Raw genomic sequence first — 14,845 nt, 5'->3', positions numbered from 1 at the left:
ACTTTGAAGTGTAAGCTGAAATAATTCCGATAAAGCTCACAACGGATGAAGCCTACGAAACATTTATTAAGTTTCAGTAAACAGCAATTTTACCTGTTTGTGGGCATTGTATAAACAAAGTTCTTTAATGTCTGAGTGTAAGTTAAGCAGCTTGACCCCTTTAATGGGGATTTTTTCGTTGCGACATGGTGCATTGGTCATTTAGAATACGCAATATCACATTAATGTGCATGTGGCAGCCAATGTTACAGTCAGTACTTGCTAAATGACATGTTACAGCCCATAGCATCTATAGATTAAAGTTAGTAAGTTTGGAGTGAGCCAGTCATGGCCTATTATTCTACGAATGATTTCAAGTCAGGCCTTAAGGTCATGCTTGACGGTAACCCATGTTCAATCATGGAAAACGAATACGTAAAACCAGGTAAAGGCCAAGCTTTTAACCGCGTAAAATTACGTAACCTTAAAACTGGTAAAGTTTTAGAAAAAACTTTCAAATCTGGTGATTCACTAGAAGCTGCTGACATCCAAGAAGTTGAAATGAACTACTTGTATAACGATGGCGAAATGTGGAACTTCATGGACCCAGAATCTTTCGAACAAATCGCTGCTGATAAAGTTGCTATGGGCGACGCGGCTAAATGGTTGAAAGATGACTCTAACGAACTTTGCACAATCATGTTATGGAATGGTGTTCCTTTAACTGTGAGCGCGCCCAACTTCGTTGTATTAAAAATCGTTGAAACTGATCCAGGTGTACGTGGTGATACTTCAGGCGGTGGCGGTAAACCTGCTAAGCTTGAAACTGGTGCAGTTGTACGTGTTCCATTATTCGTACAGCAAGAAGAAAGCGTTCGTGTAGACACCCGTACTGGTGACTATTTAGAACGTGCATAATGGTTTAAAAATAGACTATTATCGAAAGGGATGAAGTGATTCATCCCTTTTTTTATACCTATTGGTTTAAATTTTTATGCCAAAGTATTAGATGAAAAAGCCCATAACAGGAGTAGAGTTTCAAGGGAAGAAACAGCAGTACCTCGAACAAGAAAAATCAAGCTGATTTATTTCAACATTTATGAGGGATTGAGATGGAAACCATTCAACCGAAGTCAGGAATGGCTTCAAAGATTATCTGGCTGTTTGTAGCCATTCTAGGTGCCGTTTCATTCGGTATACTAGCACTCAGTCGAGGCGAGCATGTCAATGCAGTTTGGCTGATCCTTGCAGCAATCTGTGTGTATAGCATTGCATATCGTTTTTATAGTTTATTTATTGCCAATAAAGTCTTTGAACTGAATGAGCGACGTTTAACGCCTGCCCATCGCTTAGCTGACGGTTTGGATTATGTGCCGACCAATAAAAGCGTTCTATTTGGTCACCACTTTGCTGCGATTGCAGGTGCAGGTCCTTTAGTCGGACCAATCCTTGCTGCGCAAATGGGTTATTTGCCGGGAACAATTTGGCTCTTGGTGGGTGTTGTTCTCGCCGGTGCGGTTCAAGACTTTTTAGTCTTATTCATCTCAACGCGTCGTGATGGTCGTTCACTCGGTGAAATGGCAAAACAAGAACTTGGCTCATTTGCCGGAATCATCGTGATGCTTGGCGCACTTGGCGTGATGATCATCATTCTAGCGGTGCTGGCATTGGTAGTTGTAAAAGCGTTGACCAACAGTCCGTGGGGTGTTTTCAGTATCGCGGCCACTGTACCGATTGCGATTTTCATGGGTATCTATATGCGCTTTATCCGTCCGGGTAAAATTGCAGAAGTTTCAATCATTGGTTTTGTGCTGATGATGGCAGGGATTATCTATGGTGGCGACATTGCACAGCATCCTTATTGGGGGCCATTCTTTACACTTTCAGGTACTGAACTGACTTGGTGGCTGATCGGTTATGGTTTCGTAGCATCTGTGTTACCCGTATGGTTATTGCTTGCACCACGTGATTACCTATCGACCTTCTTGAAAATTGGTGTTATTGCAGGTTTAGCAATCGGGATCATGTTTGCTTTACCTGAAATGAAAATGCCAGCGGTAACGCATTTTATTGATGGTACAGGTCCTGTATTTGCTGGTTCAATGTTCCCATTCTTATTTATTACCATTGCCTGTGGTGCGATTTCAGGTTTCCATGCGCTCGTTTCTTCAGGAACGACACCGAAGCTTGTGAATAATGAAAAAGATATTCGCATGATCGGTTATGGCGGCATGTTGATGGAATCTTTTGTTGCGATCATGGCTTTGGTCTGTGCAACGATTCTTGAGCCTGGTGTGTATTTTGCGATTAATGCGCCAGCAGCTGTGATTGGTACAACGGTTGAGTCCGCTGCAGAAGCAGTTCGTACATTAGGCTTCGTGGTAACACCTGAAGCATTGACCTTACTTGCACAAGAAGTGGGTGAAAACTCGATTCTGTCTCGTACAGGGGGGGCGCCAACATTTGCGATTGGTATGGCGCATATCATTACGGAAATTTTTAATAACCGTTCAATGATGGCGTTCTGGTATCACTTTGCGATTTTATTCGAAGCACTCTTCATTTTAACGGCAGTTGATGCGGGTACACGTGCATGTCGTTTCATGGTGCAAGATACTGTGGGTATCGTAATTCCTGCTGTTAAAAACTCACATAACTTCTTCGGAAATCTGTTAGGTACAGCGGTGGCTGTTGCAGGTTGGGGCTTCTTCGTTTACCAAGGCGTGGTTGATCCACTCGGCGGTATTAATAGTTTATGGCCGCTATTTGGTATTGGTAACCAAATTCTTGCTGCGATGGCATTGATCTTGGGTACAGTGATTTTATTCAAGATGAAAAAACAAAAGTATGTTTGGGTGACAATTATCCCAACATTATTCTTGTTTATTACTTCAATGACCGCTGGTTGGCAGAAGATTTTCCACGAAAATCCAAAGATTGGTTTCTTGGCTCAGGCAGATCGTTTTAATGCAGCCATTGCGAAAAATGAATTGTTGGCACCTGCGAAAACCATGGCTGAAATGCATACGGTTGCATTGTCGAATCAAATCAATGCCGGTCTTTGTGCATTCTTTATGATTGTGGCATTTGTGATGTTATTTGCAGCGATTGGTGTGGTGCGTCGTGCTTTGGCAAATCCAAATCCATCGGTGAATGAAGCAGAAGCGATTTACCGTGACCCAGCTGAAATTAATCCGTCGAATTCAGCACATTAATAGGGGGAATATGAATGAACCTGAAGTTTGCAAAAAGTGGAAAAACGGTGATTTATAAAATCATTAAAATGACCATTATGTCGCAGAAGGATTTAATTCTGAACCCGAAAAATTGGTCACGTATTGCGACGTTGTGGCAACGTTTACAGCAAAGCTTCCGCCTGATGGTGGGTGTGCCAGATTACCAAAATTATTTGGAACATATGGCAAAACATCATCCTGATTTGGAAGCGATGGATGCAAAAACATTTTATCGTCACTGTGTAGATGCACGTTATCCATCAGCTGGTGGTGACATGAAGAAGTGTCCTTGCTAATGCTTTGACTTGTGCTAAAAATCCAATAAAAAAAAGCGTTCTTCGGGACGCTTTTTTATTGCTGAATTGTGATCAGTCGAAGCGATGACAACGCTTTTGTATACCCAATAAATATCAAGCGTATGTATTTAAAGTATTGAACTGGGTATAGATTGGAGATAAACACTGTATTTTTAAATAAAACCCTGTATGTTAGTCATTCATTTAACTTTTTTATTGGGGAATAAAAGGTGTTTTGGGGATCAGAGAAAAGCCAACAAAATAATACATCAACGCTTTTAAGTGAGCAGAGCCTTGCGCCTTTTTACCCGAAAATAAATACATTCCTCGAACAAATTAACCAAATTATTTTGGATAAAAATCAGCAAACCAAATTGGCTTTAGCTTGTCTATTGGCAGGCGGGCATGTGCTATTTGAAGACTTACCTGGTTTAGGAAAAACGACATTATCTAGCGCCTTGTCACATTTGGCGGGATTAAAGTTTCAACGGATTCAATTTACCAATGACATGCTGGCCAGCGATGTGATTGGGGTAAATATGTTTAATCAAAAAGAACATCATTTTGAGTTTAAATCTGGGCCGATTTTTACCCAAATTTTATTGGCAGATGAAATCAACCGTTGTAGTCCAAAGACCCAAAGTGCTTTATTGGAAGCGATGGAAGAGGGCTATGTGACGGTCGACGGTGTGCGATATGCTTTGCCTCAACCATTTTGGGTGATTGCAACACAAAACCCTTTATTTCAAAGTGGTACTTATGCCTTACCTGAGTCCCAGTTGGACCGGTTTTTAATGCGTTTGTCTTTAGGTTATCCATCGCGTCAGGCAGAGAAATTATTGCTCCAACAAACTTCACGCCATGATCTGATTGCGGCATTAGCACATATCTTTAATGAAGCAGAAATTTTACAACTACAAGGGTTTGTCGAGCAGATACATCTGAGTGATCGTTTAATGGATTACATTTTGGATCTTGCTGCTGAGACACGTAAGGGGAGACATGGTCTTTCTACTCGTGGTGTTTTAGCCTTAAAGAAAGCTGCGCAAGCCTATGCGCTGATTGAGCAGCGAAATTATGTGAATCCTGACGATGTACAAGCCGTTTTTACAGCTGTGGTATCTCATCGAATTGGGTTGTCAGATCTTGAAGCCTTTAAGCTTTTAGAACAAGTTTCGATCCAATAAAGGAGTTGAACCTTGGCTTCAATGTGGCAGCAATGGATTGAACGTCGATTTAAAATCGATCAGCACAAGCAGCTGACTCAAAAAGATGTATTGATCTTTATCTATCAGCAAGGCTACTTGTATTTGGTGTTAATTTTCATCACCTTTATTGCAGGTGTGAATTATGCCAATAACTTGATTTTAGGATTTTGCTTTTTAATTAGCGCCGTATTGTGTATTAGTTTCTATATTACTTTTAAACAGCTTCATGCGTTGCAGATTCAAATAAATGTTGTTGATATCCCGCAAGCTGGGGAATTACTTTTGGTCGATATTTACTTTAAACAAGAGGTTGAACAGGCGCGATATTTGTGGATTAAAACTGAAAATCAGCTACATAAATTATTGTTCAATACGCAACAGCACGGCTTTCAATTAAATTTTACAACCAGTCAACGCGGTGTTTTTCAGATTCCACCTATACAAATTTATAGTGTTTATCCCTTTGGTTTGGTTCGGGCCTGGACGTATTTGTATGCACAACACCCCGCGTGGGTTGCGCCACAAGCCAGTTTGCATTCCGTGGAAAATAAGCAACAACAGCAAAATTTTGAACCTGATCTTGATGAATTTCGCGAATTACGGAGTTTTCAGACGGGGGATTCACTTCATGCGGTGTCATGGAAACAAGCAGCACGAGGACAAGGCTTGTATGTCAAAGTTTTTGAGCAATATGAAGATCTAAAGAAATTGGAGATTCATTATCACCATATGCCAGCTCAAAGTCATGAAGAAAAACTTAGCCTCATGATGGGTTTGGTCGAGCAGGCTGAAAAAAATCACGATCAATATGCACTGTATTTACCTAATGCTGAGTTAGCATCAGGCACTGGAGCACTGCATTATTCCGAAGCAAAACGGTTATTGGCGCAGGCTTAAGAGATGATTGAAAATACCATACGCCGCTCAATATTACTCACTTTAGCATTGGTGCTCATTGCACAAATGCTTTATATACCAGTGGTGACATCATTAGTATTTTTAGTCATTTGGCTTATTTTATTACACAATACCCGCGCCAGTAAAAAACCATTTTCTAAAATTTTAACCTATGTGCTGACATTGACAGCATTATTTAGCATTTATATAAGCCATAAAACCTTTATTGGTGTTGATGCAGGGGTTGCAGTACTCAGTACATTTTTATTTGCTAAATCTTTAGAAACAAAAACACGTCGTGATGTAATTATTTTATTTAACTTTGCGATGTTTGTGATTGCCAGTAGCTTTTTGTTTAGCCAGTCTTTTGCCATGGCATTGGTTATTTTATTGGCGTTGTTGAGCTGCTTTATTGGATTATATCGTTTACAGACCGTTGGTTTTAGCCAAAACTCAGGCGGTGAAATACAGGCGATTAAACAAGATATTGGGCATGTGGGTAAATTTATTGCCTTAGCTGTTCCATTCTTTATCTTGCTGTTTCTCTTTTTTCCACGCCTGCCGCCGCTATGGCATATTCCTATTCCTGAAAATAAAGCCACAACGGGAATCAGTGACAGCATGTCTCCGGGCGATATTGCTGAGTTATCACAGTCGAGTAGTTTGGCTTTTCGTATAATCGGTGATATCCAAGCCTTGCCACCACGTACAGAGCTGTATTGGCGGGCGATGGCATTAGATGAATATGATGGTGCTAAATGGACCAGTCATTTTTTTAACCAGAACGTTATACAGCTGAATCCAGCCGAGTTAAAACCCAAGCGGACATTGAATTATCAATATTTGGCTGCCGACCCAAGTGTGATGTGGATTATGTCGTTGGAGCAATCCGTTCCCAATGAAGCACGTTTTGCATTAGGTCAAGATGGTCGAATTACACCCTACCGATTAACAGCACGCACGGAGCCGATTCAACTGAAATGGTTAGGACGTGCAGAGCCGCCACAAATAAAAAATGTGGCTTTGCTTGAAAAATTAAATACTCGTTATGTTGAACACTTGGATGTTCAATCACAACAATTGGCCCAAACATTATGGCAGCGAAGTCGTCAAAATCCTGAGCGTTATATTGCCGAAGTTTTGCAATGGTATAAACAAAATCGCTTTGCATATACCTTAAGCCCAGGTGTATTGGGGCAAAATCGGATAGATGATTTTTTATTTGGATCAAGACAGGGCTTTTGCGAACATTTTGCTTCGAGCTTTGCAATGTTGATGCGCTATGTGGGTGTTCCATCGCGTATTGTCGTGGGATATCAAGGGGGGCAATTAGCACCAGATGGGAAAAGTTGGGAGGTTCGTCAGCTCGATGCACATGCGTGGACAGAGGTTTATGTCAATCAACATTGGCGTCGTATTGATCCTACAGCCATGATCGCACCGCAGCGTATCGATGGTGGGATGCAGGATTATATGGAACAAGATCGGACAATTTTTGGGAGCCAGCAGTCGACTTGGGCCTATCAACAATTTTCGATGTTGAAAAAAGTCCGTGTATGGAGTGATTATGCGAGTTACCAATGGCAGAGCAAAGTGGTGGGTTACAATGCAGAATCACAGCAACAATGGTTTAAAAAGCTTGGGGTAAATTCTGCTTATGCAGGTGGTTTAATTCTTATATTGGGTATTAGTGGCGTTGTTGCATTATATTTTATATGGAGTATGTGGCATAAAAGAAAAAGTCTAAGCCCTCTTGAAAGAGAAATAGCCAAGTTTGCAAAGAATTTACCTTTGAGCCAGCAAAAAGTGGCTTCAGAAAGTTTTAGGCATTGGTTACAACGTTTGGCTGAAAATATACCTGAACATGAAAGGCGTTCATTTGAACAATCCATCAAGTTATTTGAGCAGGAAATTTACGTAGGTACTCCGCTAAGTTCTCAAGATATTCAATGTTTTAAGACTTTGCTTAAAACTTGTACGCAAAGTTTAAAAAACTCAGAAAAGGGCTTGTCATAAAAAATAAAAATGAATATGATGCTTGGACTTCAGGTGTATAGCTCAGTTGGTTAGAGCGCTACGTTGACATCGTAGAGGTCTCCAGTTCGAGTCTGGATATACCTACCAAATTCAAAAAGCAGAATCAAAATGATTCTGCTTTTTTTTATCTGAAATTATTAGGGTCTGTTGACATTTACTGTTCATAATTAACCCTATAAAGGTAGCCATAAAAATATACAGGCTAAAGCAACAGAACTTTGATAATTCCTTTTGAGCTTGTCATATCGAGTAGCTATTCCTCTAAATTCCTTTAATCTGCAAAACATATTTTCAACTAAATGCCTGATTTTATATAAATACCAGTCCATATGGTCATTGTTCGATTGGCTATTCGTTTTCCTTGGTATATTCGCTTTAGTCCTTGTTTTCCTGATCTGTTCACGCAGTGGTTCTGAATCATAGCCTTTATCTGCGCATACCACTTTTGTCTCTTTTAAATCTAATGTTGATATTAAATCAGGTGCAACTTTAACATCATGTGTGGTTCCATCGGTAATCATGAAATCAATAGGATTGCCATGTGCATCAACAATCAAATGTATTTTTGAGGAGTTTCCTCCTACACTTTTAGAAATAGATTGATTCGATATGCCGGCAGAATGTTGATGAGCACGTACATGAGAGCCATCAATAAAAATCCACTCCATATCGGGGCATGAGGCTAGTAATTTGAATAATCTAAGTAACTTACCGCTGCTTGACCAACGATTAAAACGTTTGAAAATAGAGTTTGAATGACCAAAACAAGAAGGAATATCTCGCCACGGACAGCCTGTTCTAATTCTATAGAGAATAGCTTCAATAAAATTGCGTAAATTTGAGTTGTGGTGAATGGATAAATTACGCAGAATAACTTTCAACTTTTGCCAGTGTTGATCTGTCAGCATGGTACGAGGCATAGCGAATAGTAAAATTGGGTTTGGCGATTTGATTTTACTACTTCGCTATTTTTTTAAGCTAAAAGTGTCAACACACCCTAATTAAAGTGTTATTAAGACTATAGTTAAATCAAATCTACTTATATGTAAGGTGTTCTTCGCAATCGTTTTCAATCGTATTTGGCTTGAATAGATTCATATGGATTGAGTCGTAAAATCATCATGAGATGGAATTGGGTGTAAATGCATCTATGTGCAAATACATCAATTTGGATATTGATTGTTTAAGTGATTAAGCCAAACTTCTTTGGCTAATATTTCTGCGTTTATGACTATATAGCAGTGCTTTATACAATGTATGCTATAGCGGATTATTTGAAACAAAAAAGCCGCATTCTATGCGGCTCTTAATTGAACAAATAAATTATGCATCTTCAGTTTCTAAAATTTCGAAGTCATGGGTAATTTCTACACCACCATCCATCAGCATTTTACTAGCAGAACAGTATTTTTCAGCAGAAAGTTCAACCGCTTTTGCAACTTGCTTTTCCTTCACGCCATGACCAGTGACTACAAAGTGCAAATGAATTTTAGTGAATACAGCAGGAATAGTGTCGGCACGTTCTGCATTTAATTCACAACGAACATCGGTAATGTCTTGGCGTGCTTTCTTTAAAATCGTCACAATATCGAAAGATGCACAACCACCAAGTCCTGTTAAAATCAGTTCCATTGGGCGCGGACCACGGTTTTCACCGCCATATTCTTGTGATCCATCCATCATAACAGTGTGACCACTTTGAGTTTTTGCTTCAAAAGCAACATTCTCTAGCCAATGAACACTAGTTTGCATTGCAAGTCCCTAAAAAAAGCTATAAATTTACGCAGTACCTGTACACTAACATAAATTGAGTTGATAAGGAATTTCAACTCTTACGTGTGACAAGTTCACTTTAGGTCTTGTGCGATCTATAAATTATCCATATTCGGAAACTGTTAGCATGACTTCAAACTTTTCACAACTTAGCACAGATGCGCTATCTCCGGGGCAGTTACCTGAGTCGGTGAAGGCATTATTAAAACGTGCATATATCAATCGTTACCCAAAACGTACAACAATCGTTGATGCGGGCTCAGAATCTAAATCTTTGTATTTAATTCTTAAGGGTTCAGTATCTATCATTTTACGCGAAGATGATGAGCGTGAAATTGTGGTTGCGTACTTAAATGCGGGTGACTTTTTTGGGGAAATGGGTCTATTCGAAGCAAATGCACAGCGTACTGCAGAAGTGCGTACGCGTGATGTATGTGAAATTGCTGAGATTACCTATGAAAACTTTCATGAATTAAGCAAACAATACCCAGACTTAAGTTATGCGGTATTTGCACAGCTTGTACGTCGTCTTAAAAATACGACACGGAAAGTCACTGACCTTGCGTTTATTGACGTGTCAGGTCGTATTGCACGTTGCTTAATTGATTTATCTTCACAACCAGAAGCAATGATTTTGCCGAATGGTCGTCAGATTCGTATTACTCGTCAAGAGATTGGTCGTATTGTGGGTTGTTCCCGTGAAATGGTTGGTCGTGTTCTAAAAACACTTGAAGAACAAGGTATGATCGAAACTGATGGTAAAGCGATTCTAATTTTTGATGCATCGCTTGAAGAGAAAAGCCAATTGGCTTCAGATGATTTCGACGACGAAGAATAATCATTCTTCCGAATCTAAAAAAGCAAACTCAGGGGTTTGCTTTTTTTATGTCTATTCATTTCTCACTATTATAGCGGAAGAAACCTTTCGCACATTTTTTGACAAATAAACAGAAAATTATGATTTAAACAAAGCCGATATCTTAGGTAAGCTACTTCGTAACTTATATATTGATATTTAAAATAAAGAGGGAATTTGCGGCATGCAATTTAAACCATTGGCCCATACTGGCATTTTAGTTCCAGAAATTTGTTTAGGCACTATGACGTTTGGTGAACAAAACACCCAAGCAGAAGCTTTCGAGCAACTGGATTATGCTTTAGAGCGTGGTCTTAACTTTTGGGATACTGCAGAAATGTATCCTGTCCCACCGAAACCTGAAACCCAAGGTTCAACTGAAACTATTATTGGTAATTGGATTGCAGCTCGCGGTGGACGTGATAAATTAATCTTAGCTTCAAAAATTGCAGGGCCGTCACAAGGCGGTAGTCATATTCGTGACGGGCAAACTAAATTTATTGCTTCGGAAATTGAGTCTGCACTGGATCATTCTCTTCAGCGCTTACAAACAGATTATCTTGACTTATACCAGTTGCATTGGCCGCAACGTCCAACCAACTTTTTCGGTAAATTGGGTTATGGCAATGCCGAAGCAAACAGTACGCAAACTATTACCAATTTAGAAGAAACATTAGTTGCTTTAAGTCATGAGGTTAAAAAAGGTCGAATTCGCTCAATTGGACTATCTAATGAAACGCCATGGGGAACGTTAAAATTCCTACAACTTGCAGAAAAGCATGGTTTAGAAAAAATTGTCAGTGTGCAAAATCCGTATAGTTTGTTGAACCGTACTTATGAAATAGGTTTATCCGAAATTGCACACTACGAAGGCGTGGGCTTATTGGCATATTCACCTTTAGCATTTGGTTATCTAACAGGTAAATTCCGTCATGGTGCGCGTCCTGCCAATGCTCGAGTGACACTATTTTCACGTTTTAGCCGCTATTCAAATGCAGAAAGTGAATGGGCGATAGAACAATATGCACAATTGGCTGAACAGCATGGTTTAACGTTGACACAGTTAGCACTTGCATTTATTAAGCAGCAATTTTTTGTCACCAGTACAATCATTGGTGCGACAAATCTAGATCAGTTGAAAGAAAATATTGATGCGTTTGAGGTGAATTTGTCAGAAGACATTCTAAAAGGGATTGAAGATATTCATCGCCAGCAGCCAAATCCTGCACCTTAAGCTGAACTTTTCAGTGGATTATGTAAAAGCCTGCATGTAAATGTGGGCTTTTTTGACATTTACGTGATTTAAGCTAGTGGAAAATCATTGAATTTTATTGTCAGAAAGTCGGTTAAGTTGACAAGAAAATTGCCTATAAATACATGTGTATTTAAATAACATAATAAAGTACTAAATTCTTCAATAAATGACTTGAAAAGTATTCTATTTATACCAATATTATAATTAAGATTTATCTTTATCCTAAAATTAACTCATTGAAAAATATTTAAAAAATGTATTTGAAATTTTAAATATGACTCCCATATATGCTTCAAGTACAGAATTTGTTGTGAGGAATAACAAGAATGCGATTCGAAAAATTCACAAACCGTTTGCAGCAAGCATTATCCGATGCCCAATCTTTAGCAATGGGGAAAGACCATACAGCCATTGAAGGAATCCATATTCTTTCGACATTGCTTGAAGAGCCGTCGAACCAAAACTTGTTACAACAGGCAGGTGCTAATCTTCCTGAGTTAAAAACCAAACTACAGCAAGCCCTACAGGATACCGCCACCATTGCGACGCCTACAGGGGACATCAACCTAAATCCTGAAGCAGTCAAAGCGCTAAATTTAGCCGATAGTTTTGCGCAAAAAGCTGGAGATGAGTTTCTTTCTACAGATTGGGTGATTCTCGGTTTAGCTGAAACGGGTAAAACCAAAACCTTATTAAATAGTGTAGGCGTAACGACAGATAAATTACGCAATGCAATTGAACAAATACGAGGCGGTGAACAAGTCATGAGTAATAACCACGAAGATCAACGTGATTCACTCAACAAATATACCTTAGACCTCAATGCACGTGCATTAGAAGGCAAGTTAGATCCAGTTATTGGTCGTGACGAAGAGATTCGCCGTACCATTCAGGTTTTATCACGTCGTAGCAAAAACAACCCGGTATTGATTGGTGAGCCGGGTGTGGGTAAAACAGCAATCGTTGAGGGCTTAGCACAGCGTATCGTCAATGGCGAAGTTCCTGAAAGTCTGAAAGGTAAACGTGTACTTTCACTCGACCTTGGTTCATTGCTTGCAGGTGCAAAATACCGCGGTGAATTTGAAGAACGTCTTAAAGCAGTTCTAAAAGATTTAGCCAAATATGATGGCGAGATTATTCTTTTCATTGACGAATTACATACGCTTGTTGGCGCAGGTAAAGGCGATGGTGCAATGGATGCTGGTAACATGCTTAAACCTGCATTAGCGCGTGGTGAGCTACGCTGTGTAGGTGCAACCACCTTAGATGAGTACCGCCAATATATTGAAAAGGATGCGGCATTAGAGCGTCGTTTCCAAAAAGTGATCGTTGATGAACCGAGTGTGGAAGACACCATTGCGATTTTACGTGGTCTAAAAGACAAATATGCAACCCATCATGGTGTGCAAATTTTAGACTCTGCGATTATTGCTGCGGCAAAAATGTCGCATCGTTACATCACAGACCGTCAGTTGCCAGACAAAGCCATTGATTTGATTGATGAAGCTGCATCACGTATCAAAATGGAAATTGACTCAAAACCTGAGCCACTTGACCGTTTAGACCGCCGTTTAATTCAGTTAAAAATGCAACTTGAAGCGGTGAAAAAAGATGCAGATTCAGTCTCAAAAGCTGAAGTTGAGCACCTAGAGAAACAAATTGCTGAAGTTCAAAAAGAATATAGTGATTTGGAAGAAGTTTGGATTGCGGAAAAACGTCTGGTTGACGGCACGAATCAGGCTCAAATCGAGCTAGATAAAGCACGTACTGCCTTTGAAAAAGCACAACGTGAAGGTGATTTAGCAGAAGCTAGCCGTTTGCAATATGGTGTTATTCCTGAGTTGCAAAAACGCTTGAATGAAGAAGAAGTTGCCGAGGTGAATGAAGAACCGAAACTGATTCGTACCAAAGTCACTGAAAATGAAATCGCTGAAGTGGTAAGTGCGGCTACAGGTATTCCTGTTGCAAAAATGCTACAAGGTGAACGTGAAAAACTCTTACACATGGAAGAGTTCTTACATAACCGTGTAGTCGGTCAAGATGAAGCGGTCGTAGCAGTATCAAATGCGGTGCGTCGTTCTCGTGCAGGATTATCCGATCCAAACCGCCCAAGTGGTTCATTCTTATTCCTTGGGCCAACAGGTGTAGGTAAAACTGAGTTAACCAAAGCTCTAGGTAACTTCTTATTTGACAGTGATGATGCGATTATTCGTATCGACATGTCAGAGTTTATGGAAAAGCATTCGGTGAGCCGTTTAGTGGGTGCTCCTCCGGGCTATGTGGGCTATGAAGAAGGCGGTGTATTAACTGAGGCTGTACGTCGTAAACCTTATAGTGTGGTGTTGTTTGATGAGGTTGAAAAAGCCCATCCAGACGTCTTTAACATCTTGCTTCAAGTGTTAGATGATGGTCGATTAACTGACTCACAAGGTCGTGTGATTGATTTCAAAAACACCGTAATCGTGATGACCTCGAACTTAGGTTCAACCGATGTTCGTGAATTAGGTGAAAACCCGTCGAAAGACGAAGTTCGTGCTGTGGTCATGGCTGCTGTATCTGAACATTTCCGTCCTGAATTTGTGAACCGTATTGATGAGCTGGTGGTTTTCCATTCTTTACAAAAAGCGCAAATTCGTGGCATTGCAGATATTCAGTTGGATCGTTTACGTTCACGTTTGGCTGACAAAGACATGAGTTTGGCAGTTGAAGATAGTGCCTTTGAGTTACTTATCGATGCTGGTTTTGACCCTGTATATGGTGCACGTCCTCTAAAACGTGCCATCCAACAACAAGTTGAAAATACATTGGCACAGAAAATCTTGTCAGGCGCGTTCCAACCGGGCGATACGATTGTTGTTCAAGCGGAAGGAGATCACCTAAGTTTTGACAAGATGAAACTCAATTAAAAGGTACAAATTAGCCACGTTCAGTTGTAAAAACAGAAACCCGGTTTAGGCCGGGTTTTTTTATTTTACGCTTTTCGTGATTTTCGTTTAAATACGTAAAGTTGATTGCATTTCATCATTTTCACCCACTAATATGACGCCCGCACGCATCCAACGAGATGGCTGTGTTCTGTAAAACAAAAACAATATCGCGCGTTCATCAAGAATGAATGGCAACAGGAAATTATGATTATGATGGAATTTAAACTGCTTAGGCAGATCAAAAAAGAACCTTATATAGCTAAATACTAAATAAATCATTACAGTAATCTTTAAACAATTTATCAATATCTTTAACTCTAAATTTATTGCGAATCATTTTTACTCGTGACCACATTTTTTCTATAGGATTTAAGTCTGGGC

The 14,845-nt window shown here is 39.8% G+C and carries 11 protein-coding genes and 1 tRNA gene; 10 read left to right on the top strand and 2 right to left on the bottom strand.

The features are described 5' to 3' along the window. Positions 1-327: 327 nt before the first annotated feature. The 7 genes from efp (at position 328) to FTT72_RS12815 (ending at position 7,740) form a co-directional block, all read left to right on the top strand. Positions 328-897, top strand: coding sequence for an elongation factor P (gene efp / locus FTT72_RS12845; RefSeq protein WP_067762759.1), 570 nt, complete (start codon positions 328-330; stop codon positions 895-897). 194 nt (positions 898-1,091) lie between these two features. Further along, positions 1,092-3,194, top strand: coding sequence for a carbon starvation CstA family protein (locus tag FTT72_RS12840; RefSeq protein ID WP_180026451.1), 2,103 nt, complete (start codon positions 1,092-1,094; stop codon positions 3,192-3,194). Between the two features lie 14 nt (positions 3,195-3,208). Beyond that, the gene (locus FTT72_RS12835; RefSeq protein WP_078190160.1) at positions 3,209-3,511 is read left to right on the top strand and encodes a YbdD/YjiX family protein; all 303 of its coding nucleotides are present in this window, start codon (positions 3,209-3,211) and stop codon (positions 3,509-3,511) included. Between the two features lie 230 nt (positions 3,512-3,741). Beyond that, positions 3,742-4,698: a MoxR family ATPase gene (locus tag FTT72_RS12830; protein ID WP_180004888.1), complete on the top strand. Its 957-nt coding sequence runs from the start codon at positions 3,742-3,744 to the stop codon at positions 4,696-4,698. A gap of 12 nt (positions 4,699-4,710) precedes the next feature. Beyond that, entirely contained in the window at positions 4,711-5,616 is a 906-nt protein-coding gene (locus FTT72_RS12825) for a DUF58 domain-containing protein (protein ID WP_180178500.1), read from the top strand. Positions 5,617-5,619: 3 nt separating this feature from the next. After that, positions 5,620-7,632, top strand: coding sequence for a DUF3488 and transglutaminase-like domain-containing protein (locus tag FTT72_RS12820; protein ID WP_180178499.1), 2,013 nt, complete (start codon positions 5,620-5,622; stop codon positions 7,630-7,632). Between the two features lie 31 nt (positions 7,633-7,663). Next, a tRNA-Val gene (locus tag FTT72_RS12815) sits at positions 7,664-7,740 on the top strand. 86 nt (positions 7,741-7,826) lie between these two features. Here FTT72_RS12815 and FTT72_RS12810 read toward each other — a convergent pair. Together FTT72_RS12810 and FTT72_RS12805 are read right to left on the bottom strand one after the other, a co-directional pair. Continuing rightward, a complete protein-coding gene (locus tag FTT72_RS12810; protein WP_180178498.1) occupies positions 7,827-8,573 on the bottom strand; it encodes an IS5-like element ISAba31 family transposase in 747 nt (248 codons plus the stop codon). A 403-nt stretch (positions 8,574-8,976) separates the two neighbouring features. Beyond that, positions 8,977-9,405: an OsmC family protein gene (locus FTT72_RS12805; protein ID WP_078191820.1), complete on the bottom strand. Its 429-nt coding sequence runs from the start codon at positions 9,403-9,405 to the stop codon at positions 8,977-8,979. 148 nt (positions 9,406-9,553) lie between these two features. Here FTT72_RS12805 and crp point away from each other — a divergent pair, with 148 nt between their 5' ends. The 3 genes from crp to clpB all read left to right on the top strand — a co-directional run bounded on the left by crp (position 9,554) and on the right by clpB (position 14,443). Then, a complete protein-coding gene (gene crp / locus FTT72_RS12800; protein ID WP_078188629.1) occupies positions 9,554-10,264 on the top strand; it encodes a cAMP-activated global transcriptional regulator CRP in 711 nt (236 codons plus the stop codon). Positions 10,265-10,466: 202 nt separating this feature from the next. Next, positions 10,467-11,516, top strand: a complete 1,050-nt coding sequence (locus FTT72_RS12795; protein ID WP_180178497.1) for an NADP(H)-dependent aldo-keto reductase — start codon at positions 10,467-10,469, stop codon at positions 11,514-11,516. Positions 11,517-11,863: 347 nt separating this feature from the next. Beyond that, on the top strand, positions 11,864-14,443 hold the full coding sequence (gene clpB, locus FTT72_RS12790) for an ATP-dependent chaperone ClpB (protein WP_180173643.1): 2,580 nt from the start codon (positions 11,864-11,866) through the stop codon (positions 14,441-14,443). Positions 14,444-14,845 lie beyond the last annotated feature (402 nt).

This window comes from Acinetobacter sp. YH01005, assembly GCF_013420465.1.
Lineage (GTDB): Bacteria > Pseudomonadota > Gammaproteobacteria > Pseudomonadales > Moraxellaceae > Acinetobacter > Acinetobacter amyesii.
This window is presented reverse-complemented; position numbering and strand designations above follow the sequence as displayed.